26 protein-coding genes are annotated in these 24640 nt (G+C 70.5%); 20 read left to right on the top strand and 6 right to left on the bottom strand.

Annotated features, from left to right (window positions below; all coding sequences use genetic code 11):
* Positions 1–645, top strand: a 645-nt coding sequence (locus ACTH43_RS08935; protein WP_441444557.1) for a hypothetical protein, incomplete at its 5' end; no start/stop codon positions are given.
* A 115-nt stretch (positions 646–760) separates the two neighbouring features.
* Here the strand turns inward: ACTH43_RS08935 and ACTH43_RS08930 are convergent.
* Complete coding sequence (locus ACTH43_RS08930; protein WP_441444556.1) at positions 761–1243, bottom strand: SRPBCC family protein; 483 nt, start codon at positions 1241–1243, stop codon at positions 761–763.
* 2 nt (positions 1244–1245) lie between these two features.
* Positions 1246–1620, bottom strand: coding sequence for an ArsR/SmtB family transcription factor (locus ACTH43_RS08925; RefSeq protein ID WP_441444555.1), 375 nt, complete (start codon positions 1618–1620; stop codon positions 1246–1248).
* A 204-nt stretch (positions 1621–1824) separates the two neighbouring features.
* Between ACTH43_RS08925 and ACTH43_RS08920 the strand changes: the two genes are divergently transcribed.
* The 4 genes from ACTH43_RS08920 (at position 1825) to ACTH43_RS08905 (ending at position 7315) form a co-directional block, all read left to right on the top strand.
* On the top strand, positions 1825–2784 hold the full coding sequence (locus tag ACTH43_RS08920; RefSeq protein WP_441444554.1) for a hypothetical protein: 960 nt from the start codon (positions 1825–1827) through the stop codon (positions 2782–2784).
* 187 nt (positions 2785–2971) lie between these two features.
* Positions 2972–3688: a hypothetical protein gene (locus ACTH43_RS08915; RefSeq protein ID WP_441444553.1), complete on the top strand. Its 717-nt coding sequence runs from the start codon at positions 2972–2974 to the stop codon at positions 3686–3688.
* A gap of 231 nt (positions 3689–3919) precedes the next feature.
* Positions 3920–6148 (top strand): 3-hydroxyacyl-CoA dehydrogenase NAD-binding domain-containing protein, encoded by a 2229-nt coding sequence (locus ACTH43_RS08910; RefSeq protein ID WP_441444552.1) that lies wholly within the window; start codon positions 3920–3922, stop codon positions 6146–6148.
* A gap of 204 nt (positions 6149–6352) precedes the next feature.
* Positions 6353–7315 carry a hypothetical protein gene (locus tag ACTH43_RS08905; protein ID WP_441444551.1) on the top strand — a complete coding sequence of 321 codons (963 nt, stop codon included), beginning with the start codon at positions 6353–6355 and terminating at the stop codon, positions 7313–7315.
* Positions 7316–7401: 86 nt separating this feature from the next.
* On the opposite strand, the gene ACTH43_RS08900 is transcribed toward ACTH43_RS08905, so the two are convergent.
* From ACTH43_RS08900 to ACTH43_RS08890, 3 genes are all read right to left on the bottom strand, one after another.
* A complete protein-coding gene (locus ACTH43_RS08900) occupies positions 7402–8706 on the bottom strand; it encodes an aminotransferase class I/II-fold pyridoxal phosphate-dependent enzyme (protein ID WP_441444550.1) in 1305 nt (434 codons plus the stop codon).
* Between the two features lie 123 nt (positions 8707–8829).
* Positions 8830–9531 (bottom strand): hypothetical protein, encoded by a 702-nt coding sequence (locus tag ACTH43_RS08895; protein WP_441444549.1) that lies wholly within the window; start codon positions 9529–9531, stop codon positions 8830–8832.
* 33 nt (positions 9532–9564) lie between these two features.
* Positions 9565–10101, bottom strand: a complete 537-nt coding sequence (locus ACTH43_RS08890; RefSeq protein WP_441444548.1) for a GtrA family protein — start codon at positions 10099–10101, stop codon at positions 9565–9567.
* Positions 10102–10341: 240 nt separating this feature from the next.
* Between ACTH43_RS08890 and ACTH43_RS08885 the strand changes: the two genes are divergently transcribed.
* From ACTH43_RS08885 to ACTH43_RS08830, 12 genes are all read left to right on the top strand, one after another.
* A complete protein-coding gene (locus ACTH43_RS08885; protein ID WP_441444547.1) occupies positions 10342–11142 on the top strand; it encodes a hydroxymethylpyrimidine/phosphomethylpyrimidine kinase in 801 nt (266 codons plus the stop codon).
* Between the two features lie 132 nt (positions 11143–11274).
* Complete coding sequence (locus ACTH43_RS08880; RefSeq protein ID WP_441444546.1) at positions 11275–12060, top strand: amino acid ABC transporter ATP-binding protein; 786 nt, start codon at positions 11275–11277, stop codon at positions 12058–12060.
* 143 nt (positions 12061–12203) lie between these two features.
* Positions 12204–13187: a glutamate ABC transporter substrate-binding protein gene (locus ACTH43_RS08875; protein ID WP_299303146.1), complete on the top strand. Its 984-nt coding sequence runs from the start codon at positions 12204–12206 to the stop codon at positions 13185–13187.
* Positions 13188–13298: 111 nt separating this feature from the next.
* Positions 13299–14042: an amino acid ABC transporter permease gene (locus ACTH43_RS08870; protein ID WP_299303144.1), complete on the top strand. Its 744-nt coding sequence runs from the start codon at positions 13299–13301 to the stop codon at positions 14040–14042.
* A gap of 52 nt (positions 14043–14094) precedes the next feature.
* On the top strand, positions 14095–14925 hold the full coding sequence (locus ACTH43_RS08865) for an amino acid ABC transporter permease (RefSeq protein WP_441444545.1): 831 nt from the start codon (positions 14095–14097) through the stop codon (positions 14923–14925).
* 56 nt (positions 14926–14981) lie between these two features.
* On the top strand, positions 14982–15857 hold the full coding sequence (locus ACTH43_RS08860) for a class II glutamine amidotransferase (protein WP_441444544.1): 876 nt from the start codon (positions 14982–14984) through the stop codon (positions 15855–15857).
* 120 nt (positions 15858–15977) lie between these two features.
* Positions 15978–16838, top strand: a complete 861-nt coding sequence (locus ACTH43_RS08855; protein ID WP_441444543.1) for an ABC transporter ATP-binding protein — start codon at positions 15978–15980, stop codon at positions 16836–16838.
* Entirely contained in the window at positions 16835–17485 is a 651-nt protein-coding gene (locus tag ACTH43_RS08850; protein WP_441444542.1) for an ABC transporter permease, read from the top strand. The genes ACTH43_RS08855 and ACTH43_RS08850 overlap by 4 nt, the downstream gene beginning before the upstream one ends.
* Positions 17482–18153 (top strand): ABC transporter permease, encoded by a 672-nt coding sequence (locus ACTH43_RS08845; protein ID WP_299303133.1) that lies wholly within the window; start codon positions 17482–17484, stop codon positions 18151–18153. Before ACTH43_RS08850 ends, ACTH43_RS08845 begins: the two co-directional genes overlap by 4 nt.
* A gap of 71 nt (positions 18154–18224) precedes the next feature.
* Entirely contained in the window at positions 18225–19187 is a 963-nt protein-coding gene (locus ACTH43_RS08840; RefSeq protein ID WP_441444541.1) for an ABC transporter substrate-binding protein, read from the top strand.
* Positions 19187–20026 carry an SDR family oxidoreductase gene (locus ACTH43_RS08835; RefSeq protein ID WP_441444540.1) on the top strand — a complete coding sequence of 280 codons (840 nt, stop codon included), beginning with the start codon at positions 19187–19189 and terminating at the stop codon, positions 20024–20026. The genes ACTH43_RS08840 and ACTH43_RS08835 overlap by 1 nt, the downstream gene beginning before the upstream one ends.
* A 100-nt stretch (positions 20027–20126) precedes the next feature.
* On the top strand, positions 20127–20615 hold the full coding sequence (locus tag ACTH43_RS08830; RefSeq protein WP_441444539.1) for an SRPBCC family protein: 489 nt from the start codon (positions 20127–20129) through the stop codon (positions 20613–20615).
* Between the two features lie 104 nt (positions 20616–20719).
* On the opposite strand, the gene ACTH43_RS08825 is transcribed toward ACTH43_RS08830, so the two are convergent.
* Positions 20720–21316 carry a dihydrofolate reductase family protein gene (locus ACTH43_RS08825; RefSeq protein WP_441444538.1) on the bottom strand — a complete coding sequence of 199 codons (597 nt, stop codon included), beginning with the start codon at positions 21314–21316 and terminating at the stop codon, positions 20720–20722.
* A gap of 182 nt (positions 21317–21498) precedes the next feature.
* On the opposite strand from ACTH43_RS08825, the gene ACTH43_RS08820 reads away from it, so the two are divergent.
* From ACTH43_RS08820 to ACTH43_RS08810, 3 genes are all read left to right on the top strand, one after another.
* Positions 21499–22023, top strand: a complete 525-nt coding sequence (locus ACTH43_RS08820) for a polyketide cyclase (protein ID WP_441444537.1) — start codon at positions 21499–21501, stop codon at positions 22021–22023.
* 106 nt (positions 22024–22129) lie between these two features.
* Positions 22130–23002: a formate dehydrogenase accessory sulfurtransferase FdhD gene (gene fdhD, locus ACTH43_RS08815; RefSeq protein WP_441444536.1), complete on the top strand. Its 873-nt coding sequence runs from the start codon at positions 22130–22132 to the stop codon at positions 23000–23002.
* A 399-nt stretch (positions 23003–23401) separates the two neighbouring features.
* Complete coding sequence (locus tag ACTH43_RS08810) at positions 23402–24418, top strand: hypothetical protein (protein ID WP_441444535.1); 1017 nt, start codon at positions 23402–23404, stop codon at positions 24416–24418.
* Positions 24419–24640 lie beyond the last annotated feature (222 nt).

Below are 24640 nucleotides of genomic sequence, written 5' to 3'. Positions count from 1 at the left end.
TTCGGCGTCCGCGCGCTGATGGGCAGCGGCGATGAGGAGCAGCCCACCTCCTCGCAGGAGGAGTCCCCGGCCGAGGAGGGGTCCACCGCACCGGAGGAGACCACCGACCCCGAGGAAGAGACCTCGGAGCCCGTGGAGGGCGCGACCACCGAGCCCGAGGAGACCACCGAGCCCACCGAGGAGGCGGCGCCCGTCGGCGAGGCCAACGCAGTGCCCCAGGGCACCGTCGTCACCCTCGAGGACCCCAACGATTTCGCCGGCTCGATGGACATCGTCATCGGCGACGTGAACTGGGATGCCACCGAATGGGTGAGCGAGCAGAACAGCCACAACCCGCAGCCCACGGACCAGGGCAAATACATCATGGTCCAGGCCGAGATGACCTACCACGGACCGGACACGTTCAACTCCTTCGCGTTCGGTCCGATCGACTACGTCGCGGCCGACGGCACTCCCTATGAGGATGCCGGCGTCGTCACCCCGGATACCACCAGCAAGCTGGCACTGCAGGATGGTGAGTCCGGCACCATGCACTTCGTGTTCATGACGCCGGCCGACCTTCCCGAAGGCGGTCACTTCGTCGTCGCCGGCTCGCTCCCCCTGGATGAGGTGCTCGTCGAAGGGCAGTGGGTCGAGGCCGCCTGAGCCCCGAAGCCGCCTGATCCCGGGGCGGCGTAAGCCCCGCCCGCGGCAGCTCTCCCGCAGCGCCCCCGTTCACCCATGGTGACCGGGGGCGCTGCGCATGGGATCGGAGGGGTGGTCAGGCGACCAGCGCGTCGATCTGGTCGATCGCCGAGCGAGACCCCTCCTCCACGCCCATGTCGAGCACGGTCTGCAGCCCCTCCCGGCTGGCGAAGGTGGTCACGTAGACCGCCCGGGTGCCGCCGTCCTGGGCGGTGAAGATGCTCACGCAGGTCGAGACCGGCAGCTCGGTGTTCGGCGAGAAGTCGTCATGGGCGAACCCGTCCTCGTAGGTGAAGGAGTCCGGCTCCTGGACCGCGAGCACCTTCCAGTACCCGGGGAAGCGTTCGCCCTCGGGGCCGGTCATGAAATAGGTGACCCGGCCGCCGGGGGTGAGGTTGTGCTCGACCACGGTGGCGGGATACCCCACGGGCCCCCACACCTTCTCGAGCTGACGCGGATCCGCGTAGACCTCCCAGATCCGCTCCACCGGCGCGGCGAACTGCGCGGTGATCGTGAGGGTGAGGTTCTCCAGATCATGGGTGATGTCGGTGACAGGCATGGTCACTCCTTCGTGGTGGGCGCGGGGTCCCGGTGGGATGGAACGGGTGCGGGGTCGGACTCCAACAGCTCGTCAATACGGGTGATGTGGTCCCGCCAGCCGCGCTCGAGCTCGGTGAGGAGCTCGGAGGCGGAGCGGAGGGTTCCGGCGTCGCCGCGGGTCAGGGTCTCCCTGCCGTGACGGCGTCGGATGATCAGCCCGGCCCGCTCGAGCACCACAACGTGCTTCTGCACCGCCGTGAGGCTCATGGAGTAGTTCCGGGCCAGGGAGGACACCGACTGCTCGTGCTCCAGCACCCGGCGCAGGATGTCCCGCCGAGTGCGATCCGAGAGCGCGTGGAACCAGGCATCCGCCCGGTCGTGGTCGTTCCTCTGCATGTCAAGAACCTACAACCACATGGTTGTGCATGGAAGGAGTGCAGGCAGACTTCCTTCGGGACAGCGGGCCGGGATCGGCAGAGACAGCGGACAGGGGGTTGGTAGAGACAGCGGGTAGGGATCGGCAGAGTCGGCGCGCAGCGGTCGGCAACGGAGGCAGGGGAGGGGTCGAATCGCGGGCCCGGCGCGCCTATGCTCGATGGCATGGCACAGGGGCGGGATTCTTCCACCGGCTATGACTGGGAGGACCTCACCGACCCGTCCGAGCCGGCGCCTCTCGCGTTGCCCGATCGTGGGCTCGGCTCGACAGGCCGGGCGTTGGCGGCCGGCCCTGAGCCGCCGAGCCTCGGTGACGATCAGCCAGGCCGCAGCAGGGACGCCGCCCGTTCAGTGCCGGGGGAACCGGTCCCGCACGACATCGTCCAGGACGACGCACCTTTCGGGGCTCCCTCCTTCACCTACGACCCGCAGGAGCCCCTCGACGAGGAGCCGCGCCGCAGTGGATTGCCGGCCTGGGCGATCGTCGCCATCGTCTTCGTGCAGGCGGCCGCGCTGGTCGCGGTCGTCGGCCTCGTGGTGGGCGGGCTGCAGCGGCTCGGCGCCCCGTCCCCCGCGACGCCCGCAGCTGCCCCTGCCAGTGAGGAGGAGAGCGCGAGCGTGCCCGCCTCGCAGGCCTCCCAGGAACGGGAGCCAGGCACCGTCACCGACTCCGCAGGACGGGAGGTGACCGACGGGACCGGCGGGTACGACCGCCCGGCGACCATCGGAGAGCACACCGTCAGCTGGACGGCTTGGACCGATGGAGCTCTCAGCGTCACCCCGCTCGAGGTGGACCTCGCGGCTACCGCTCCCGGAGCGGACGGCAAGGACGTGGTCCAGGACGGCTACCGACTGGTCCTGGTGACCTTTGCAGTGCGCTACGACGGGCCCGGCCAGCTGGCTCCCGTGGAGGAGCTCTGGCTGACCGGTGAATCGGATCGCACCTACTTCCCCGATATCGCCCAGGGCCTGGTCCCGGACCCGATGACGTCGATCAGCCCGCTGGGCAGCGGCGAGAGCGCGCAGTTCCGCAGCGCCTACCTGGTCCCTGAGCGGGAGGTCGACACCTTCCGGCTGGGTGTGGAGACGTTCACCGGGGAGATCCTGTACTTCACGACCGCATGACCGCTGGCGGGCGCCCCTGCTCGAGGGCGCTGACCGGGGTGCTGAGTGAAGGTGCTCACCGCAAGCGGCCGCGCGTGCGCTAGCGTGACGGCGGATCGTGGAGTGCGATCCCGACCTGAACTGTCCGCCGAGGAGGGGAGACCGTCGCACTGCGGGCCACGAGTCCGCTCCCGCGTCGCGCACCGCCATGCACCAGAGCCCACCCCCTCACCCCTCGCACCGCACCGCCCTCACCGAGCCACTGCCTGCGCGGGCTCCTCGCACCTCCTTCTACCTGACCGTCGGCTGCCTCTCCGTGATCGCCGGACTCGTGCTCGGCGTCGGTGGATTCTTCGGCGTGCGCGCCCTCCAGCACGGGGGAGGGATCTCGATCGCCGGCGGAGGGTCCGACGGCGGCGGGGACGAGCAGGGCACGGAGACGACGCCCCCGACCTTCGACGAGATGCCGGTGGGGCCCGAGGATGCCGTGCCCTTCGGGAGCACCTTCCCGTTCCACTCCACCACGCTCGGAGCTGACGTCGACGTGACCGCGACCGCCATGGACTGGGATGCGACCTCCGAGATCCTGGAGGCCAACTCCCTCAATGCCGAGCCGGAGGAGGGAAACAAGTACGTGCTGCTCACGCTCGAGGGTCTCTATCACGATGACAGCGACTACCCCTCGTCGTTGCAGGTCTGGATGCGGGCGGTCTATATCGCCGAGGACGGCACCGAGCACAGCCGTGCCTTCGTCGTGACCCCGCACTACGACGACCTCCTCGAGCAGCGCGGTGTCACCGCAGGAGGCACCTTCCTCTCGGAGCTCGCCTTCGAGCTCCCTGCAGAGGTCGAGGGTGGAGGGCACTTCGTGCTCCTCGACGATATGCAGGTGACTGAGGAGGGAGCCTGGATGGCGGCATCCTGAGCCAGCGCCCTGAGCCAGCGCCTCGAGCCAGTGCCTCGGACTGCATCCTGGGCCGGCACCTGGAGCTGGCACGTGGAGCCGGTGACGTGAGCTGCCGCGCTCGCGGTGGGAACGGCGGGCGTCGGTGGACACCTGCCGTCGACCTGAGGCATGATCTACATGAAACCCGCAGTATCAGACAATCCTGCGGATGTCGCCTGCCCTCGACGAAGAGATCGCGAAAGGTCACTGATGAGCAGCTACACCGAGCACGTCACCCGAGTCCTGGCCGAGGACCGCGAGCATCCCGGACTGGGCACGGTAGCCGTGCTGACCTTCGCCCCGCCGGAGGGGGAGGAGCGACGTCCCGCCACCCTCGGGCCACGTTCGATCGACGCCGTCACCGGCGCGATCGGTGCCGCCCTGGATCGTGCCGAGGCCGGGGAGATCCAGGCGATCGCCATGACCGGCACCGGCCGCGTCTTCCTCGCCGGCGCCGACCTGTCGATGTTCGCCGACCCCACCGCGGTCGCGAACGTCAAGGGCATGACCAGCGCCGCCCATGACCTGCAGGTCCGCGTGCGCACCAGCTCGGTTCCAGTGCTCGCCCACCTCAACGGGGTCGCCCTCGGCGGCGGCCTGGAGGTGGCGCTGATGGCGGACGTCCGCACCGCGGGCCCCGCAGTGCGCGGCCTGGGTCTGCCCGAGACCAGCCTCGGCATCCTGCCCGGTTGGGGCGGCACCACCCTGCTGCAGGCAGTCGTCGGCGCCGATAACGCGGTGCGGATGATCCTCGAGGACCCGGCCCGCGACCGGCAGCTGAACGCCGAGCAGGCCCTTGAGATCGGACTGGTCGACGAGCTCGCGGAGGACTTGGACGAAGCGCTCGACGAGTTCGCCGCCCTGGTCGCCGCGCATGACGACCTCGACGAGGCCGACGCCGACGTGGTCGATCCCGCGCTCGCCGAATCCGCTCCCACCGGCACCGTCGCGGCCGACGGTGCCTGGGGCGGCCGCACCGCACCGCTGCCCGCCGCCGATACGCCGGAGGCGGAGGCGCTGCGCGATGCGCTCGATGCCGCCCACGGCCCGGCCGAGACCCGCCGCACCTGGGCCGCTCGGCTCGAGGCGCAGGGCGCCCCCGCCGTCGGCCGCGCCCTGGAGCTGCTGCAGCAGCTCCCGGGCTCCACCCTCCCCGACGCCCTCGCCCGGGAGGCTGCTGCCCTCGAGGAGCTGGTGCGCAGTGACGGTGCCGCGGCCTCGATGTACACCGCCGAGCTGCTGCGTCGCGGCAAGCCCGGACGCGCCCCCGTCGAGGGCGCACGCGAGATCCGCCGGGTGGGCGTGGCCGGCGCGGGGCTGATGGCCTCGCAGATCGCCGCCCAGCTCGCTCTCGGCCTGCAGGTCCCGGTCGTAATGCGGGATCTCGATACGGAGATCGCCGCCAAGGGCCTCGCCGCGGCCCGCGAGGTCATCGCCCAGACCGCCGCGCGGGGGCTGCTCGACGAGGCGGCCGCCGCCCAGATCTCCGAGAACCTCTCCGCCACCACGGACCTCCAGGAGCTCGCCGGCTGCGACCTCGTGCTCGAGGCCGTGCCCGAGGTGCTGAAGATCAAGCAGTCCGTCTTCGCGGAGCTCGAGACCGTCCTCGCGGAGGACGCGCTGCTGGTCACCAACACCTCCTCGCTCTCGGTGACGCAGATGGCGGAGGGCCTCGCCCATCCCGAGCGCGTCGTGGGCCTGCACTTCTTCAACCCCGTCGCGAAGATGCCGCTGGTCGAGGTGATCCACACCGGCGCGACCGACGAGGCCACCCTCGCCACCGGCCTCGAGGTGGTGCGCAGGCTGCGGAAGTTCGCGGTGCGCAGCGCCGATGCTCCCGGCTTCATCGTCAACCGGCTGCTGTTCCGGGTGCTCGGCGCGGTCCTCGCCTCCGTCGACGCGGGCGCTGATCCGGCGGAGGTCGATGCTTCCCTCGACGCGCTCGGCATGCCGATGCGGCCCTTCGAGCTGCTGGACCTGGTGGGCCTCGCCGTTGCGGACCACGTGGGCACGGTGCTCGCCGAGGAGCTCGGGGACCGCTTCCACGCCTCCACGGGACTGCATGCGATGGCCGAGAAGAAGGCCCACTTCACCGAGCGCAGCAAGACGGCTGTGCACCCGCCGGTCTCCCCGACCGTGGCCGAGGTCTTCGCCGCAGCACCGCACAGTGCTGCCGCGGCGCACAGCGATGCGGGTGCGGAGGCTCCCGTCGGCGAGGCGCTGCTCGAGAAGGTCCAGGACGGACTGGCCGAGGAGATCTCCCTGATGCTCGAGAGCGGTGTGGTCGAGCGACCCGAGCAGGTGGACCTCGCGCTGATCCTCGGCGCCGGCTTCCCCCGCCATCGCGGCGGCATCACTCCCTACCTCGACGCCTCGGGCGCCTCCCAGCGGGCCACCGGCCGCACCTTCCACGGGGAGCTGTTCACCGGCCGCGGCTGAGCAGCACCCTGCTGTCCGCCGCCCCGGGACCTGGCTCCGGCCGGGCCCGGGGCGGCGTGCTTCGTGACCTGATAGCGACCAGACCGAATCGGGACGGGGCCTGAACGCGCCGTACGATGTGGCGCACAGGCCCAGGGGGTCTCGGCCATCGCAGGTCGTGTCAGCAGAGAGGGGACGGCGCCGTCACCGGCGTCGGAGCAGAACATGTCGCAGCCACCGCAGAACGGATGGGGCCAGCCCCCGTCCGACGATTCCCATGCCCAGCAGCCCGCACCGGGCGGCTACGGCTCGCCGTCGCAGCCGTCGCAGGGCTATGGCCAGGACCAGGCCGGATCCGGCCAGCAGGGCTACGGCCAGCAGGGCTACGACCAGGCCTCCCCGAACGCCGGATACGGGCAGGACCCCTCTTTCGCTCCGAGCTTCGGGGACGGCGGCGGGCAGGGCTTCGCACCGCAGGGCGCACCCCCGAAGAAGTCCAACAAGCTCCCGATCATCATCTGCGCCGGCTGCGCAGTGCTCGCGCTGCTGCTGATCGTGGTGGGCGGCGGCATCTTCCTGTTCACCCGCAGCGGTGGAGAGCCCACCGGAGGTGGCGAGACCACCACGCAGGAGCCCAGTGAGGAGCCGTCCGAGGAGCCGAGTGAGGAGCCCTCGGAAGAGCCCAGCGAAGAACCGTCGGAAGAGCCCAGCGAGGAGCCCTCGGAGGCCCCGGCCGGTGACGGCGGCGGCACCGAGGACAGCCCGTACGCGCTCGGCCAGCAGTTCACGCTCGAGGATGGGGAGGGCGGCACCCTCGACATCACGATCGGTGAGATCAACTGGGAAGCGACGGAGGCGGTGATGGCGTCCAGCTCGACCAACACCGAGGTCTCCGAGAACCAGACCTACATCCTGGTCCCGGTCTCGGTCACCTATCACGGCGACGACTCGGCGGAGCCGATGCTGCTGCTCAGCCTCGAGTACCGCAGCGAGGCCGGCGGGACCTACTCGGACGAGGGCGCGCTGACTCCGGAGAGTCGAATCTACGTCGACACCCTCAACGACGGCGATAGTGGGAGCTGGGACTACGGGATCATCGTCCCGGTGGATGAGGTGAAGGCCGGCAGCTTCGTCGTCCGTCCGCTGTGGAACTTCAGCGCCGACGACACCTGGGTGAAGGCCGCCTGACTGGAGCACTGACCGTCAAGGCCACGTCGGCCTGCAGCGAGGTAGCGGCGTGGGCGGCCGTCAGCTGACCGGGCGGCGCTGATCGCTCAGCGGCGCGGCGCCGCCCAGGCATCGAGCTGCTCGAGGGCCCGCTCGATCGTGGTGCGGGACTTGCAGAACGCCATCCGCAGGTAGGCGCTCGCCTCGCCGGCCTGGCCGTCGCGGTAGAAGGCGGACAGCGGGATCGCCACCACCCCGGCCTCGGCGGGCAGGCGGTCGGCGAGGGCGTCGGCGTCGGGCTCTCCCAGCGGGCCCGCGTCCGCGACGGTGAAGTATCCGGCCTCGGGCACGCTCACCCGAAAGCCGATCTCACGCAACCCGTTAGTGAGCAGGTCCCGGCGCTCGCGCAGATCGGCGGCGAGATCGTGGAAGGCCGACGGCGGCATCGCCAGCCCCACCGCCACCGCAGGCTGGAAGGGTGCTCCGGAGGAATAGGTCAGCCACTGCTTCACCCCGGTGATCGCGGTGATCAGCTCGGGACGGGCGGTGATCCAGCCGATCTTCCAGCCCGTCACCGAGAACGTCTTGCCCGCCGAGGAGATCGAGATGGTGCGGTCCTGCGCCCCGGGCAGGGTCGCGATCGGCAGGTGGGCGGGACCGAAGGTGAGGTGCTCATAGACCTCGTCGGTGACGATCAGCGCGTCGTGCGCGACGGCCTCGTCGACGATCGCCTGCAGCGCGCCGACCCACAGCATCAGCCCGGTGGGGTTATGTGGGGTGTTCACCAGCACCAGACGGGTGCGGTCAGAGAATGCCGCACGCAGCGCGTCCTCGTCGACATCCAGCACTAGATCGCCCGAGCCAGCGTCGGCGTCGGCGTCGGCGTCGGCATCGGAGCCAGGACCGAAGCCGGCGTCGGGCGCGGCGTCGGAGCCAGAGCCGGAGGCGGGACGGGAGGTGACCGGCACCGTGCGGTGCACCCCGCCGGCCAGGGCGATCACCGCCGCGTACTGGTCGTAGAAGGGCTCGAGCGTGATCACCTCGTCCCCCGGCTCGACCAGCGCCAGGATCGTCGCGGCGAGCGCCTCGGTCGCACCCGTGGTCACCAGCACCTCGGTGGCGGGATCCCAGCTCACGCCGTACCACTGGGCCTGGTGCTCCGCGATCGCCTCGCGCAGCACCGCCTCCCCGGCACCGGGCGGGTACTGGTTCCTGCCCTCGCGGATCGCTGCGACCGCGGCCTCGGCCACCTCCGGCGGCGGGGAGTCATCGGGGAAGCCCTGGCCGAGGTTCAGCGCCTGGTGCTCTGCGGCGCGGGCCGACATCCGGGCGAAGACGGTGGGGCGGGCCACGCCGTCCTTCAGCAGCCCGGCAGCGGCGGTGGCACGGGTCCAGGGGCCTGAGATCTCCATGTCCCCGAGTCTGTCAGAGAGCGCCGTCAGGGCGCAGGCGGAGAGCGACGCCGGGCCGCAGAGCGCAGAGCGTGCCGCCGGCACTCTGCAGCCGACAGTGCGGCGAGGTGCGCTGGAGGCGTCTCAGCGGTTCGAGCGCCGCCGCACGTTCTCGATCAGGATCGGCATCAGGCGCTGCCGGGTGCGGTCGGCCTTGCGCAGTGCCTGCCCATAGGCCCGGGCATGCTTGCGCACCAGTCGGCTGGAGACGATCTGGCCGCCGGCGGCGGCGATCTCGTCGTAGTCGTCCTCGGCGCGGACCATCGCGCGCAGGTAGTCATCGCTGGCCCCCAGCAGCCGGGCCTCGACCCACTCCCGCACCACCGGCGGGGTGCGGTGCACGGTGAACCAGCGCTCGACGGCCTGCTCGAGGTCATCGGCGTCGGCCTGCAGATTCCACAGCCGGCCGCGGTAGTCGCGCAGCGTCTCGGTGAGCTCGGTGGCGAGCTCCTCATGCCAGTCGTCGAGGTCGGACTGCTCGATGAGGGACAGGGCCGTGCGGTGCTTGCGGGGGAGCACCGCGATCTCGCTGAAACCCTGTGTGTACGTCGGCCGCTGGAGGACCAGCAGCAGCGGCTGCACGATCCGCAGCGAGACCCGGCGTGCGACCTTGCGGGAATGGCGCTGGTCGGCCCAGATGTCCAGCAGCCATAGCGCGAGGCCGATGATCAGGCCCGTGATGCAGCCGATCACCATGTCGGGCCAGAAGGTGGACCAGTCGCCCGGCCAGGTGGGACCCGTGGCGAGCAGGGGGGCCGGACCGGTCGTGAGGGCAGGAGCAGTCATCAGGGCAGGAGCAGACATCTCGACGGGCTCGGCTCAGCGCCGGGGGAAGACGAAGCGGCCGTAGGTGACATAGCGGAAGGAGGTCGAGACGATCTGGCCGATGAAGGTGCCGGAGATGTTGTCCGCCAGCACCGTGTCCAGCCCCAGCACATAGCGCGAGAACCCCAGGCAGGACAGCTGCAGAGCGGTCGCGATGAGGTTGATCAGGATGAACATCATGATCGAGCGGGTGGTGTCCGGGCGCGGGCGGTCCCCGAAGGTCCACAGCCGGTTGCCGAGATAGGTCAGGCAGGACGCGATGGCGATGGCGATGATCTTCGCCGTCAACGGGTTCGCATGCATCAGCCCCTCGCCCCAGCCGTGGGTCGGATGCCAGAACACCAGCACGTTGTACATCGCGGCATCGAGCAGGAACACCACCCCGCCCACCAGCAGGAACTTCAGGGTGGGACCCAGATGCTCCGCCAGCAGTCCCGGAGCCCCGCGGCGCACGGCTCCTCGAGGCGCAGCGGTCCCCGGGGAGGAGGGGGACGGAGTGTTCTTCTCCGTCGTCGAGTCCGGGGTCAGCACGAGCGGCACTGTACCCGAGGCGTTACCATCGGAGGTCGGCCGCTGCGACGGGACGGAGCGAACTCACAGGCGCCCCGGACCCTGGGAGCGCGCGGCCCGACCGTTGCGACGGGCAGGCGGGACCCACCGGGTTCCGAGCCCTGGGAGCGCGCGGTCACCGCCGCTGCGTCGGCCCGGTTCGTCACGTCTGACGGGCCACGTGCGCACGGCACCGCCACGACACCTCCAAGGAAGGCCCCCATGACGCACGTCGCCCTCACCATCGCCGGCTCCGAGACCACCGGCGGCGCAGGTGCCCAGACCGATCTCAAGACGTTCCAGCAGCTGGGGACCTTCGGCACCGCGGCGCTGACCTGCATCGTCTCCTTCGATCCGAAGAACAACTGGGCGCACCGCTTCGTGCCGGTCGATCCGCAGGTGATCGCGGACCAGATCGAAGCGACGACCGCGGTGCATGAGATCGACACCGTGAAGATCGGCATGCTCGGCACCCCGACCACGATCGACACCGTCGCCGCCTCGCTCTCCGAGCGCTCCTTCACGAACGTGGTGCTGGACCCGGTGCTGATCTGCAAGGGCCAGGAGCCCGGTGCGGCGCTCGACACCGACAACGCGCTCAAGGAGAAGATCCTGCCGCTGGCCACCTTCGTCACCCCCAACCACTTCGAGGCGCTGACCCTCTCCGGGATGGACAGCATCGAGTCCGTCGAGGACCTCACCGAAGCCGCCCGCCGCATCCACGACATCTATGACGTGGTGGTGCTGGCCAAGGGCGGGGTGGTGCTCGAGGGCGACGACGCAGTGGATGTGTTCTACGACGGGGAGCAGACCGTCGAGCTGCGCAGCCCCAAGATCGGCGAGCACCGGGTCTCCGGCGCCGGTTGCACCCTGGCCGCCGCGGTGACCGCGGAGCTCGCCAAGGGCGCCACCCCGCTGGAGGCCGCGCGCACCGCCAAGGCCGTGGTCACCAGCTCGATCGAGCATCGCCAGGAAGGCGCGACCCCGTTCGACGCGGTCTACCAGGGCGCATACCGGGCCTGAGCACCACCCCGGGCGGGGCGCGAGCTGTGCGCCCCGCCCGCCAGCGTGAACGCCGGTCACGAAAGCGTTCCGACATGCGGTCACCTGTGCCGTGATGTGGACAGATGGCTCGGAGCACAGCATTCTCGGAGAATGAACGAGAGCAGCACGCCGCGGGAGGCGCACCGAGGGACGACGATCGGGGAGCCCCTGATCTCTGCGCGGGGCGTCGACAAGTTCTTCGGCGACTTCCAAGCGCTGAAGAACATCGACCTGGACATCCACCGCGGTGAGGTGGTCGCGCTGATCGGCGCCTCCGGCTCCGGCAAGTCGACCCTGTGCCGTTGCCTGAACCGCCTGGAGACCATCACCGCCGGCGAGATCACCATCGACGGAGAGCTCCTGCCCGAGGAGGGCAAGGAGCTCACCCGGCTGCGCGCCGACGTGGGCATGGTGTTCCAGAGCTTCAACCTCTTCCCGCACCTCAAGGCGATCGACAATGTGACCCTCGGTCCGCGGAAGGTGCGCGGGGTGTCCAAGGCCGAGGCGGATCAGCAGGCGATGGAGCTGCTCGAGCGCGTCGGCCTCTCCGACAAGGCGAACTCCCTGCCCACCGCGCTCTCCGGCGGCCAGCAGCAGCGAGTCGCGATCGCCCGCGCGCTCGCCATGAAGCCCAAGGCGCTGCTCTTCGACGAGCCCACCTCGGCGCTGGACCCCGAGGTGATCAACGAGGTCCTCGACGTGATGACCGAACTCGCCGAGCAGGGCATGACGATGCTCGTGGTCACCCACGAGATGGGCTTCGCCCGGCACGTCTGCGATCGCGTGGTCTACATGGACCAGGGTGAGATCGTCGAGCAGGGCGACCCCGAGGAGTTCTTCACCGCCCCGCGCAGCGAGCGGGCGAAGGCCTTCCTGTCCAAGATCCTCGCCCACTGACACGGCGCCCGGCGAGGCCCGCAGAGTCCGTCGTCCGCAGACCTGAGCAGGACCCCCACCGACCACCGCGACAGCGGACCTCCGGCACCTGCCGGACCTGACCCGCCGCTCCTTCTGGAGCAGCTCAAAAAATGGAGAGAACCATGACGTCCACCAGCTTCCGACCCGGCCGCCGCGCCGTCGTCGCCGCCGCCGCAGCCCTGCCGCTGATCGGCCTCGCCGCCTGCTCCTCCGACACCGGCGCAGGCCCCGACCTCGGCGGCGGCGACTCCGATGCCTCCGACGGCGGCGGCGAGGGCGGGGGCTCCGGCGACGTGATCGCCTCCGGGCCGATCGCCTCGGACGACGCCATCGCGGCGAGCCCCTGGGCCACCGCCATCAAGGACAAGGACCAGCTGGTGCGCGGCGGCACCGTCGCCAACCAGGTGTTCTCGCTGGCCAGCGTCTCCGGCGGGCAGCCCACCGGCTTCGACGCCGGAATCACCCAGCTGCTGGCCAAGTACATCCTCGGCGAGGGTGGGGAGGAGAAGGTCGAGTACATCGACACCACCGTCGAGACCCGCGAGACCCTCGTCCAGAACGGCACCGTGGACTGCGTGATCGCGACCTACTCGATCACCCCCGAGCGCCTCGAGGTCATCAACTTCGCCGGGCCGTACTACCTCTCCGGTACCGCGATCCAGGTGCGCACCGAGGATGCCGAGACGATCGCCGGCCCCGAGGACCTCACCGGGCTCAAGCTCGTCACCCAGGCGAACTCGACCGGGATCCAGGCCATCGAGGAGTTCGTGACGGATCCCGAGAGCGTCGAGACCCTCCCGGACAACGAGTCCTGCGTCGCCGCGCTCAAGCAGGGCCGCGTGGACGCGTACGTCCTTGACCAGGGCGTGCTGCTGGGCAACTCCGCCGCGGACCCTGAGGTCACCGTGGTGGGCGAGCCCTTCGTGGACGATCCCTACGGCATCGGCCTGTCGAAGGACAGCGAGGATGCCGTTGACTTCGTCAACACCTTCCTGCAGGAGATCATCGACTCCGGCACCTGGCAGGAGCTGTGGACCTCGACCGTCGGCGAGGTCATCGACGGCGAAGCCCCCGAGCCGCCCGTCCCCGGCGAGCTCCCCGCCTGATCCGTCGGAGGCTCCCTGAGCCTCTGACGACGCCGACCGCCCTCCGCGCGGAAGGGGATCGCCCATGCCGGGCGATCCCCGTCGGCCCCCGACCGCACCGAGAGGCACCCCATGGACGAGTCAGACGGGATCATCCAGTACCTGCGAGACAGCGTCGCCCTGCTCGCGGAGAATCTTCCGCTGCTGCTGCAGGGCATCGGCTTTACCGTCGCGCTCACGGTGCTCGGCTACGGCTTCGCCCTGATCCTCGGCACGGTGCTCGCGATCTTCCGGGTCAGCCCGATCCCGCCGCTGCGCTGGGGGTCCGCGGTGTATGTCGAGATCTTCCGCAACATCCCCCTGCTGAGCCTGCTGATCCTGATCGCCTTCGGACTGCCGGACGTCGGCCTGCTGCTGCCGTACTTCTGGTGCGGCGTGCTGGGGCTGACCCTCTCCTCGGCCGCCTTCGTGTGCGAGAACGTGCGCTCGGGCATCAACACGGTGCCGATCGGGCATGCCGAGGCGGCGCGCTCGATCGGGCTGGGCTTCTTCGGCACGCTGCGCTTCGTGGTGCTGCCGCAGGCGTTCCGCTCCATGGTCCAGCCGCTGGTGAACGTCTTCATCGGCACCGTGATCGGCTCTGCCCTGTGCTCGGCGATCGCGGTCAGCGAGATCACCTGGGTCACCCAGACCCTGAACATCCAGTCAGGGCGGGCCGTGGTCATGTTCTTGGTCGCCGGCGCCGTCTACCTCGGGATGTCATTGGGCGGTGCGGCGCTCGGCGGCGTGATCGAACGGGCCGTGGCACCGTCCAAGGGTGCCTCCCGCTCACAGTCCCGCACCACGCTGGACGTCACGGCAGGAGCACAGGCATGAGCACCACCTTCGGTCGACGAACTGCGAGGAACGAGCGGGAGGAGATGGGGAGATGAGCACAGCCACGTCCAGCACCGCCACCCAGGTCCTCTTCGACGCCCCCGGTCCGAAGGGCCGCCGCCGCATCCTGCTGCTGTCGGTCCTCAGCATGCTCGCGATCGCGGCGCTGCTGGCCGGAGCGCTGTGGCAGTTCCACGCCAACGGTCAGCTGGACCCGAACAAGTGGATCGTCTACCTGCGGGTGGACTACCTCGCATTCCTCGGACAGGGCCTCTGGGGCACCCTCAAGGTGACCGCGATCGCGGCGGTGGTCGCCTTCCCCTTCGGACTGCTGCTGGCGCTCGCGCGGATCTCACGCTTCTCGCTGCTCAACGGCGCGGCCATCACCTGGATCGAGTTCTTCCGCGGCATCCCGATGCTGCTGGTGGTCTACGCCTTCCTGCTCGCCCTGCCCGCCTTCGGCGTCACCTTCCCACGGTTCTGGATGCTCGTGATCCCGATGATCCTGGTCTCCAGCGCTTCCACCGCAGAGGTGTTCCGCGCCGGCATCAAGGCCGTGGACATCGGCCAGCACGAGGCCGCGGCGGCGATCGGGCTGAGCCGACGTGACGCGATGTTCTCCGTGGTGCTGCCGCAGGCGGTGCGCCTGGTGCTGCCCAGCCTGATCCTGGCGCTCGTGACCCTGCTCAAGGACTCCACGCTCGGCTATGTGGTCAGCTACAACGAGCTGCAGTTCCAGGGCAAGACGCTGGTCTCGATCACCCGTTACCTGGTGCAGACCTACCTGGTCGTCTCGCTGATCTACATCGTCATCAACTTCCTGCTCACCCGCATCGCGCTCGTGCTCGATGCGCGGATGAAGGCCCGCGCCGCATCGAGCTGAGCCCTGCGCCGCACTGAGCGCCGTCTTCCCTCCACCACTCGAAAGCTGGTCTGTGCATGTGCCGTCTGCTCGGTGTCGTCTCCCGTGAGCCCATCTCCCTGGATCGCGCGGTCGCGGAGGAGATCGAGCCGTTCACCGCGCAGTCCGAGGTGCACAGCGACGGCTGGGGGGTGGCCTGGTTCGAGGCGGCCGATGGGGCTGGTTCGCCGGAGGGGTCCGGTGCGGCCGGCGGGAGTGAGAGGCCGGCCGACGCTGAAGCGAGCGATGCCCGGCCGATGCCGCTGCCCAACCCCCGTCGGCCGCGGATCCGTCGGCACCTGGACGTGGCGCGTGAATCCGCCGCCTATCGCGAGGCGGTGCGCTCAGCGACCGGCCCGATGATGCTGATCCACCTGCGCAAGGCGAGCCCGGGTCTGGCGCTGCGGATCGACAACACCCACCCCTTCCGCGAGGGCGAGACCGTGTTCGCGCACAACGGCCAGTTCGACCTGCCGGAGGGCCTGGGCGAGGCGGTGCTCGCCCGCGGCGGCCGCACCCCCGAGGGCACCACTGACTCCGAGCTCTACTTCTCGCTGATCGAGCTGCACGCCCGGGACACTGACCCCGCGACCGCCGTGCAGCGCGCCGCCGCGGAGATCACCGCGCTGAGCCTCGAGCACGGGACCAGGGTGCCGGAGGCGCTGAACTGCCTGTACATGACCCCGGACCTGCTAATCGCCTACCAGCAGTCCGATCCCGCGCAGGCCCGGCCCCACCACACCGCGGACAACTACTCGCTGCGCTATCGCATCGATGCCGACCGGGTCATCGTCGCCTCCACCGGGATCCCCCAGACCGGATACCTCGAGGTGGGGGAGGGCCAGGCGCTCGTGGTCCATCGCCACGACCTCAGCGTCTCGGTGCGCCCGCGGATCGCTGCGCTGGTGACCTGAATGCTGCGCGCCGACCAGCCGGTCTGCTTCCGGCCGTGTCGTCCACCGGTCGGGCGCTCTCGGTAGGCTGGGCCTTCCGGCAGTGACAGCTCGTCGGCCCGACCCCCTCTGGGAGGCCCCGTGATCGGATTCGAGAACGTCCGGAAGGAATATCCGGGCGGGACGCTCGCCGTGCAGGATTTCCACCTCGAGATCGCCTCCCACGAATCCGTGGTGCTGGTCGGCTCCTCCGGCTCCGGGAAGACCACGCTGATGCGGATGATCAACCGCATGGTCGACCCCACCTCCGGACGCGTCCACATCGACGGCGACGATGTGGCCAGCCTGGACCCCGTCCAGCTGCGCCGCAGCATCGGCTACGTCATGCAGGCCTCGGGCCTGCTCCCGCACCGCACCGTGCTGGACAACATCACCACCGTGCCCGTGCTGCGCGGCACCGCCAAGCGCGAGGCCCGCGAGCGCGCGCACGAGCTGATGGAGACCGTGGGGCTGGAGGCGGCACTCGCCGGGCGCTATCCCTCCCAGCTCTCCGGCGGCCAGCAGCAGCGCGTCGGCGTGGCGCGCGGCCTCGCCGCCGACCCCAACATCCTGCTGATGGACGAGCCCTTCGGCGCCGTGGACCCGATCGTGCGCCACGAGCTCCAGCGCGAGCTGCAGCGCCTCCAGCACGAGCTGCGCAAGACCATCGTCTTCGTCACCCACGACATCGATGAGGCGTTCCTGCTCGGCGATCGCGTGGTGATCCTGAAGCCCGGCGGGATCATCGCCCAGGTCGGCACCCCGCAGGAGATCCTCGCCGATCCTGCCGACGACTTCGTCGCGAGCTTCGTCGGCGCGGACCGCGGCGCCCGCACCCTCCACATCGAACGCGTCGACGGCCGCGACGTCGTGGTCGACGCCGACGGGCGGCCCGCCGGGGTGCTCGCTGCACAGACGGCCGGACGCGCCGGCGACGGCCCGATGGGGGAGCGGCCCTCGTGAACTGGGTGCTCGAGAACCTCGAGGTGATCGGCGGCTACACCGGCGCTCACCTCCTCCAGGCGTTGCCGCCGATCCTCGTGGCGTTCCTGCTCTCGCTGCCGCTCGCGAAGCTCGCCAACGCCCGCGGCTGGCTGCGCACCTCCGTGACCACCACCTCCTCCCTGATGTACGCGATCCCCTCGCTGCCACTGTTCGTGCTGCTGCCGGGCCTGATCGGCACCAACGTGCGCAGCCCCGTGAACATCTCGATCGCGCTGTCCCTGTACGGGCTCGCGCTGATGGTTCCCACCGCCTCGGATGCCTTCCGTTCGGTGAGCCGGGACGTGCTCGGCTCCGCGACCGCCCAGGGCTACGCGCCGGCCGCTCGGTTCCTCCGGGTCGAGCTGCCGCTGGCCGGTCCGGTGCTGCTGGCCGGGGTGCGCGTGGTCGCGGTGAGCACCATCTCGCTGGTCACCGTCGGCGGGGTGCTCGGCGTGCCGAGCCTGGGCATGCTGTTCGTCGACGGTGTACGACGCGGGATCGTCGCGGAGATCGCCGCCGGGATCGTCGTCACCGCCGCCCTCGCGCTGCTCACCGACGCACTGCTGGTGCTGCTGGGCCGCGCGGTGATGCCCTGGACCCGGCAGAGGGAGGTGCGCAGAGCATGACCGGAAATCCCTACGTCGGCTCCCTCGCCTGGCTCACCGACCCGGCGCACTGGTCCGGTCCGGGCGGCATCCCCCTGCGCACGCTCGAGCACCTCGGCTATACCGCCCTGGGGGTGCTCGTGGCAGCGCTGCTCGCGGTGCCCGTCGGCCTGTACGTTGGCCACACGGGCCGTTTCAAGGGCCTCGCCGTGGCCGCGGCCGGCGCCGCCCGCGCCCTGCCCACCCTGGGCCTGGTGACCCTGTTCGCGCTGCTGGTGGGGATCGGGCTCACCGCCCCGCTGCTCTCGTTCGTGATCCTCGCGATCCCGTCCTTGCTGGCCGGGGCGTATTCCGCCATCGAGTCCGCAGATCCCGCCACCGTCGATGCCGCGCGCGCCCAGGGCATGACCGAATGGCAGATCCTCACCCGGGTCGAGCTCCCGCTGGGCATGCCGCTGCTGGTGGGCGGGTTCCGCGGCGCGACCGTCCAGGTCGTCGCGACCGCGATGCTGGCCGCCTATGTCGGCAGCGGCGGGCTGGGCCGGTACATCTTCCAGGGCCTCGGCTCCCAGAACTATCCGCAGATGATCGCCGGCTCCCTGCTGGTGATCGCGCTCGCGCTGATGCTGGATCTGGCCCTGCTGCTGGCCCAGCGCCTCGCCACCCCGCGCGGGGCGAGGACGGCATGACTCGCTCCCGTCCGCAGGTCCCATCCTTCCCGCACATCCCACTCGGCCCGCACCATCATGAGGAGAACACCATGACCATCCACAGCACCCGCCGTCACCTGCTCGGGGCGTTCGGCATCGGCGGCGTCGCGCTCGGCGCCGCGGCCTGCGGCAGCTCCGACCCCTTCGCAGAGGAGGACGGCACCGGCGGCGAGGGCGGAGCTTCCGACTCCGGGTCCGGCGAGGGCGGGAATGGCGGCACCCTCGCCATCGGCTCCCAGGCCTACTACTCCAACGAGATCATCGCCGAGCTGTTCGCGCAGGTCCTCGAGGCTAAGGGGTTCACCGTCGACCGCCAGTTCCAGATCGGTCAGCGCGAGGTGTACATGCCGGAGCTCGAGGCCGGTTCGCTGGATCTGCTGCCCGAGTACCTCGGCAACCTGCTCCAGCATTACGACGCTGAGGCCGCCTCCGCGAGCCCGGAGGAGATCCACGGCGCGCTCGCCGAGGCCCTGCCGGAGGGCCTGCGGGTGCTCTCCTTCGCCGAGGCTTCCGATCAGGACTCCTACACCACCACCGCCGACTTCGCCTCCGAGCACTCCCTGGTCACGATCGGGGACCTGGCTGGTGTCGAGGAGGACCTCAAGGTTGCCGCGAACAGCGAGTTCGAGGTGCGGCCCTACGGTCCTGAGGGAGTCAAGACCGTCTACGGCGTGGACCTCACCGTCGTGCCCGTCGAGGACTCCGGCGGCCCGCTGACCGTGCAGGCGCTGATCGACGGCGACGTGCAGCTGGCCGACATCTACACCGCCGACCCCGCCATCGCCGAGAACGACCTGGTGGTGCTCGAGGACCCTGAGTCGCTGATCCTCCCGCAGAACGTGGTGCCGGTGGTGTCCGAGAAGATCGACGAGGCCGCCGCGGCGGCGATCGACGGGGTCCTCGCCCAGCTCAGCGCCGCGGATCTGGTCGAGCTCAATCGCCAGAGCGTGGTGGACCAGGCCAGCAGCGCTGACATCGCCTCGGGCTGGCTGACGGAGAAGGGCCTGGTCTGATGCGCATCGTGGTCACCGGGGCCACCGGGAAGGTCGGCGGGCAGGTGGCCCGGCTGCTGGCCCCGGCGCCCGGGATCGAGCTGCTGATGGTGGGGCGCAGCCTGCACCGCGCCCCGCAGCTCGAGGGCGTCGCCACGGCGCGAGCGGAATTCTCCGATGCAGACGCCTGCCGCACCGCCTTCGACGGGGCCGACGCCCTGCTGCTGGTCTCCGCGGGGGAGGCCGAGGATCGCCTCGCCCAGCACCGCACGGCGATCGACGCCGCAGTCGCGGCAGGAGTGGGACACGTGCTCTACACGTCCTTCCTCGGCGCCGGAGCCGATGCTGAGTTCACCCTCGCCCGCGACCACGGCGCGACCGAGGAGATGCTGCGCGGATCGGGACTGGCCTGGACCATTCTGCGGGACAGCTTCTACGCCGACGTGCTGCTCGACTTCGCCGGCCCGGACCGGGTGATCCGGGGACCGGGCGGCACCGGTCGCTGTGCCTTCGTGGCTCGGCGCGATGTGGCCGACGTGGCCGCCCGGATCCTGCGCGATCCCGCTCACTGGGCCGGCCGGATCCTGGATCTGACCGGACCGGTGTCGGTGAGCCTCGCGGAGGCCACGCTGCTCATGACCCGTGCTCGCGATGAGGAGTACGAGTACGTCGACGAGACGCTCGCCGAGGCCCGTGCCTCCCGCGCCGCCTACGGGGCACCGGACTGGCAGGTTGACGCCTGGATCAGCACCTACACGGCGATCGCCTCCGGAGCGCTCGACGTGGTCGGCGACGGGGTGTGGGAGGTGCTGGGCCGGGAGCCGACGCCGCTCGCCGAGGCTGTCGCGGACCCCCTGTGACGGACCGACGCCTCGCTGTGACCAGCACAGATGCCAGCGCGCCAACCGCACGGTCGGCCCGCGGATGACATCTCGCAGCGGAGACGGCAGGGTGGGGGAGATGAACAGCAACCAGACCCACCTGACCGTCACCCGCACCGTCGATGTGCCCGCGAAGGATCTGTTCGATCTGCTCACGCTGCCGGCGCGCCACCCCGAGTTCGATGGCTCCGGCACTGTGCGCAGCGCCGATGACACCGAGCGCATCCACAAGTCCGGCGAGAAGTTCGTGATGAACATGCACCGCGAGGCCATGGGCGGCGATTACCGCACCCACAACTTCGTCACCGCCTATGACGAGAACAAGATGATCGGCTGGCAGCCCGCCCCGGAAGGGGAGGACGGCAGCGCGCCGACCGAACCGCTGGGCTGGGAGTGGCTCTACGAGCTGAAGGCCCAGGACGCCGGTTCCACCGAGGTGTCCCTGACCTACGACTGGTCGAGGGTCACCGATCAGAAGCTGCTCAAGAAGGTCGGCTTCCCGGCGATCCCGCAGACGGCTCTCGAGGAATCCCTGAACCTGCTCGCCGCGGCGGTCACGAAGTCCTGAGGTCCTGACCAGCACGCAGTGATCTCGGCGCCTCAGGCGCCGCTCGGCCCGGGGCCCCGGGCACAGCTCGGCGCGGCGAGCGCCTCGAGGCCCCGGCGTCGCCCTCAGGCGGCCGTCGGGGAGGTGTCCCGGCGGACGTCGTAGACGGCCATCCGCACCCCGTTGGAGAAGTCCGCGGAGCGCACCAGCTCCAGGCGCTGGGTCGGGGCGTCGGCCGCGAACAGCCGCTTGCCGCTGCCCAGCAGGACCGGGAAGGTCAGCAGGTGGTAGCGGTCCACGAGATCCGCGGCGACGAGCGACTGCACCAGTCGGGCCGATCCGTGCACCAGGAGCGGCCCACCGTCGGTGTCCTCGAGCGCCCGCACCTCGTCCAGATCGCGCAGCAGATGGCAGTTCTCCCAGCCCGTCCCGGTGACCTGCTCGGCCGAGAGCGTCGTGGAGACGACATGCTTGGGCATCCGGTTGTACTGGCGGAACTGCTCGTCCATGCCCGGCCAGACCGGCGCGACCTCCTCGAAGGTGGCGCGGCCCAGCAGCAGCGCGCCCGCCTCCTCCTGCTCGCTGCCCTTGATCTCGTACGCCTCGGGCACGAAGTCGATGCCCTGGAACGTCCACCCCGCCTGCGGGTGATCGCCGCCGCCGGGCGCTTCCATCACCCCGTCCAGCGTGAGGAACTCGGTGACGATGAGCGGACGGGCCATGGGAGCTCCTCGGGGCGGAACTGCGGGGTGGGCTGCAACATGCGCGCTGCTGCATGCGCGCCGCTGACTATCCTCGAGCTGACTGCTTTCGAAGCGTACGGGGGTCGCCGGGATGGCGGAAGTCTGTCAGGCTTCCTCTCAGGCGGCGACGAGGCCGCAGTCCGACCCCGAGGAGGACAGTCATGGCTGACGAATCCGCTCTCCACGCCGGTGGTGCGGTCCCCGATGAGATCGTGCGCAGCGTGCTGATCAATGCCAGCGCCGAAAACGTGTTCGCGGTCATCCGCGAGCCGGGCTGGTTCATCAACGACGGTGAGTACCGAGAGCACACCATCACCCGCCACGGTCCTCTCACCGAAGTCATCGACCCTGTCTACGGCAGGTTCCAGCTCGCGATCGAGGCCCATGAGCCACCGAACCGGATCTTCTTCCGCTGGCTCGGCGGCGGCCTCGGCGAGATCTCCGACGCGCCGAACAACACCGTCGAGTTCGTCATCGACCCCGCCGGGACGGCCAAGCGCAACCTGGTGCGGCTCACCGTGCGCGAACGCGGCTTCGCCAAACTCGGACTCGACGAGGCGGTGCGCCGTCGCAACTACGAGGAGAACCTCCACGGCTGGGAGCAGCAGCTCGGCGTGGCCCGTGATCTCGCAGAGGGCCGGCGGCGACAGCGCGACCAGGAGTCAGCGGCGCCGAGCGAGGAGTGAGCGGCGCCGGGCGAGCGATCGGCGGTTGATCGACGGCAGATCGGCCGCGACCAGGAGCGTCCACCGGGCACGGCCGCACCGCAGGTGAGCGGGCTATCCTCAAGGGATGGGCAGGGTCACCGACAGAGCACGGATCCGCACCGTCAGGGTGCGTGAGGGCAGGCTGTACGCCGGCCGCAAGGGCGACCACGTCGCCGTCGAGGAGCCGCTGGACATCCGCCTGAACGGTCAGCAGCTCTCGCTGACGATGCGCACCCCGGGCCATGACGTCGAGCTGATCCACGGCTTCCTCCACGGCGAGGGGATCATCGCCCACCGCGAGGACATCACCGAGGCCCGCTACTGCGACGGCGCCGTGGTCGACGACGGCAGCGGCTTCGCGCAGAACACGTACAACGTCATGGACTTCACGACCACCCGGCCGCAGCTGCTGCCGCTGGCCACCAAGAACTTCACCACCAGCTCGGCCTGCGGGGTGTGCGGTTCTGAGAGCATCGACGCGGTGCGGCAGAAGAGCCGCTACGCGCTGCTGAAGGACTGGCAGCTGGATCCCCGCGTTGTCCTCGCCGCCGCCCGCGCCCTGAACGACGAGCAGGCCGTCTTCGCCCGCACCGGCGGGGTGCACGCCGCCGCGCTCGTGGACCTCGAGGGGAACCTCCTGGTGGTCCGCGAGGACGTGGGCCGGCACAACGCGGTCGACAAGGTGATCGGCTGGGCGCTGCTCGCAGACCGGCTGCCGCTGCGGGACTGCTTCCTGCTGGTCTCCTCCCGCGCCAGCTTCGAGATCGCCCAGAAGGCCTGCATGGCCGGGATCCCCCTGCTGGCCTGCGTCTCCGCCGCGAGCTCCCTGGCCATCGAGACCTCTGAGGAGTTCGGCCAGACCCTCGTGGGCTTCACCCGCGCGGCCGAGGACGGCGACGGACGGATGAACGTGTACACGCATCCTGAGCGGGTGGACCTGGCGGGGGCGGAGGGCTGATCCCGCCGGATCGCCCTGTCTGCCCGCCCGCCCTGCCCGGCCCCAGCCCCGCCCGCCCGCCCGCCCTGCCCTGCCCTGCCCTGCGCCAGCCCGCCCTGCCCTGCCCCAGCCCCGCCCGCCCTGCCCTGCCAGCTCACCCAGCGCGGCGTGTACGGAATCGTGCAATTCTGAGCCGTTTCCGGGGCGATTCTGGCTCGGAATCGACCGATCCCGCTCGTGGGGCGAGCGTGCTCGCCCGGTGACGGCCGGGCGACGGTTCCTCCCCAGTGGCAGGTTTTCCACAGCCGGCCAGAGCATCCCGACGACGGTCGGGATGGCTCTAGCGTCGGGTGAATGGCGAGGGATTTCAGGCGGTACGCGGGGGCGCTGGATCACCGTTCGGCATGGCTGGAACTCGGCATGCATTCGCGGGATCTCGCCTCGGACCTCTTCACCACGGTGTTCCCCGGCTATCTGACCCTCACCAGCGGCCCTGCGACGCTCAACATCATGTCGTGGGTGCTGCAGAACAGGGTCCGTCCGGGCAGCGTCCTCAGCCACACGACCGCGGCGCTGCTGTGGGGCATCCCGATCCCTGGGGCGCTCGAGAAGGGGGTCGGCCTCCTCCGAGGCCCCGACCTGCAGGTGCGTGACGGAGTCGCGGTCATCCCCTCGGTGCAGCCGGGCCGTGCGCTGGGCGTCGACGCGAAGCTTCCCGTACTGCACTGTCGCGTCCCACCGGAGCAGAGCGGACGGATAGGGAGGGGCGCCATCGTGCATCGGCAGCGACCTGGCGGCACCGCACTGCTCGGCACGCTCGTGGTGTCGTCGCAGGCGGAGACCATTCGGGAGCTCGCGACGATGCTTCCGCTGTGGGACGTGGTCGCGGCGATCGAATCTGTGGTCGGACCAGATCCCGTGTCACCCGGGCAGACGATGAGGACTCTGGGTGCGGCCTTCGAGGCGCCTGGTGGCGGGGCGGGGACCGCACGTGCACGCCGAGCCCTCGCGCTGGCGTGTACACGGGTGCGCTCACCGGGCGAGACGGTGATGAGGCTGATGCTCGAGTCGGCAGGGTTCCCGGCACCGTTCCCGAATCTCCCGGTGCCGGACCCGCTCACGGGACGGACCCGCTACATCGATCTGGCGTGGGATGAGGTCGGCGTGGGCCTGGAGTACGACGGCGACGGTCATCGGACCACGAAGGAGCAGTGGCGCGCGGACGAGACTCGGCGCGACGAACTAGCGGCCCGCGGGTGGATGCTGGCACGCGCCAACGGCACGGACCTCTGGCGTCCACGTCGGATTCTGCTGCGTCTGCGTCGGAGCCTCGGGGAGAGAGGACTGCAGGTGCCGAGCGAGGAGCGCATCCACCGCACGCTGTCGATGCTGGCCGCGAAACGTCCCTCGATGCGCGTAAGTCCACGACCGGGGTGACCAGGGGCCGACCCCGCGGCAACCCGCGGCTGGCCCGGGCCAGATCCCGGGCCGGAGCGGTCGTTTCCGCGCCGGAGTGGTCGACCCCCAGCCGGATCGGGGGGGTTAGCAGCCCCAGCGGGGCGGGTGTTGGGCGGGCGGCGGCCGCCACACACCCCCCGCGGCCGCGCCCCGGGGGGGGGGGTCGCGGGGCCCTGGGGGGGGGGCACTTCCCGGGGTATT

It is taken from the genome of Brachybacterium sp. (assembly GCF_052095815.1).
Classification (GTDB): Bacteria; Actinomycetota; Actinomycetes; order Actinomycetales; family Dermabacteraceae; genus Brachybacterium.
This window is presented reverse-complemented; position numbering and strand designations above follow the sequence as displayed.

What these genes read in the sequence shown, in the direction of transcription:
- ACTH43_RS08825 (WP_441444538.1), bottom strand. Translation starts at nt 21,316, where the DNA reads ATGGCCCGTCCGCTCATCGTCACCGAGTTCCTCACGCTGGACGGGGTG.
- ACTH43_RS08830 (WP_441444539.1), top strand. Translation starts at nt 20,127, where the DNA reads ATGAACAGCAACCAGACCCACCTGACCGTCACCCGCACCGTCGATGTG.
- ACTH43_RS08915 (WP_441444553.1), top strand. Translation starts at nt 2,972, where the DNA reads ATGCACCAGAGCCCACCCCCTCACCCCTCGCACCGCACCGCCCTCACC.
- ACTH43_RS08880 (WP_441444546.1), top strand. Translation starts at nt 11,275, where the DNA reads ATGAACGAGAGCAGCACGCCGCGGGAGGCGCACCGAGGGACGACGATC.
- ACTH43_RS08910 (WP_441444552.1), top strand. Translation starts at nt 3,920, where the DNA reads ATGAGCAGCTACACCGAGCACGTCACCCGAGTCCTGGCCGAGGACCGC.
- ACTH43_RS08835 (WP_441444540.1), top strand. Translation starts at nt 19,187, where the DNA reads ATGCGCATCGTGGTCACCGGGGCCACCGGGAAGGTCGGCGGGCAGGTG.
- ACTH43_RS08840 (WP_441444541.1), top strand. Translation starts at nt 18,225, where the DNA reads ATGACCATCCACAGCACCCGCCGTCACCTGCTCGGGGCGTTCGGCATC.
- ACTH43_RS08885 (WP_441444547.1), top strand. Translation starts at nt 10,342, where the DNA reads ATGACGCACGTCGCCCTCACCATCGCCGGCTCCGAGACCACCGGCGGC.
- ACTH43_RS08810 (WP_441444535.1), top strand. Translation starts at nt 23,402, where the DNA reads ATGCATTCGCGGGATCTCGCCTCGGACCTCTTCACCACGGTGTTCCCC.
- ACTH43_RS08930 (WP_441444556.1), bottom strand. Translation starts at nt 1,243, where the DNA reads ATGCCTGTCACCGACATCACCCATGATCTGGAGAACCTCACCCTCACG.
- ACTH43_RS08820 (WP_441444537.1), top strand. Translation starts at nt 21,499, where the DNA reads ATGGCTGACGAATCCGCTCTCCACGCCGGTGGTGCGGTCCCCGATGAG.
- ACTH43_RS08895 (WP_441444549.1), bottom strand. Translation starts at nt 9,531, where the DNA reads ATGACTGCTCCTGCCCTCACGACCGGTCCGGCCCCCCTGCTCGCCACG.
- ACTH43_RS08870 (WP_299303144.1), top strand. Translation starts at nt 13,299, where the DNA reads ATGGACGAGTCAGACGGGATCATCCAGTACCTGCGAGACAGCGTCGCC.
- ACTH43_RS08900 (WP_441444550.1), bottom strand. Translation starts at nt 8,706, where the DNA reads ATGGAGATCTCAGGCCCCTGGACCCGTGCCACCGCCGCTGCCGGGCTG.
- ACTH43_RS08925 (WP_441444555.1), bottom strand. Translation starts at nt 1,620, where the DNA reads ATGCAGAGGAACGACCACGACCGGGCGGATGCCTGGTTCCACGCGCTC.
- ACTH43_RS08875 (WP_299303146.1), top strand. Translation starts at nt 12,204, where the DNA reads ATGACGTCCACCAGCTTCCGACCCGGCCGCCGCGCCGTCGTCGCCGCC.
- ACTH43_RS08905 (WP_441444551.1), top strand. Translation starts at nt 6,353, where the DNA reads ATGTCGCAGCCACCGCAGAACGGATGGGGCCAGCCCCCGTCCGACGAT.
- ACTH43_RS08865 (WP_441444545.1), top strand. Translation starts at nt 14,095, where the DNA reads ATGAGCACAGCCACGTCCAGCACCGCCACCCAGGTCCTCTTCGACGCC.
- ACTH43_RS08920 (WP_441444554.1), top strand. Translation starts at nt 1,825, where the DNA reads ATGGCACAGGGGCGGGATTCTTCCACCGGCTATGACTGGGAGGACCTC.
- ACTH43_RS08860 (WP_441444544.1), top strand. Translation starts at nt 14,982, where the DNA reads ATGTGCCGTCTGCTCGGTGTCGTCTCCCGTGAGCCCATCTCCCTGGAT.
- fdhD (WP_441444536.1), top strand. Translation starts at nt 22,130, where the DNA reads ATGGGCAGGGTCACCGACAGAGCACGGATCCGCACCGTCAGGGTGCGT.
- ACTH43_RS08845 (WP_299303133.1), top strand. Translation starts at nt 17,482, where the DNA reads ATGACCGGAAATCCCTACGTCGGCTCCCTCGCCTGGCTCACCGACCCG.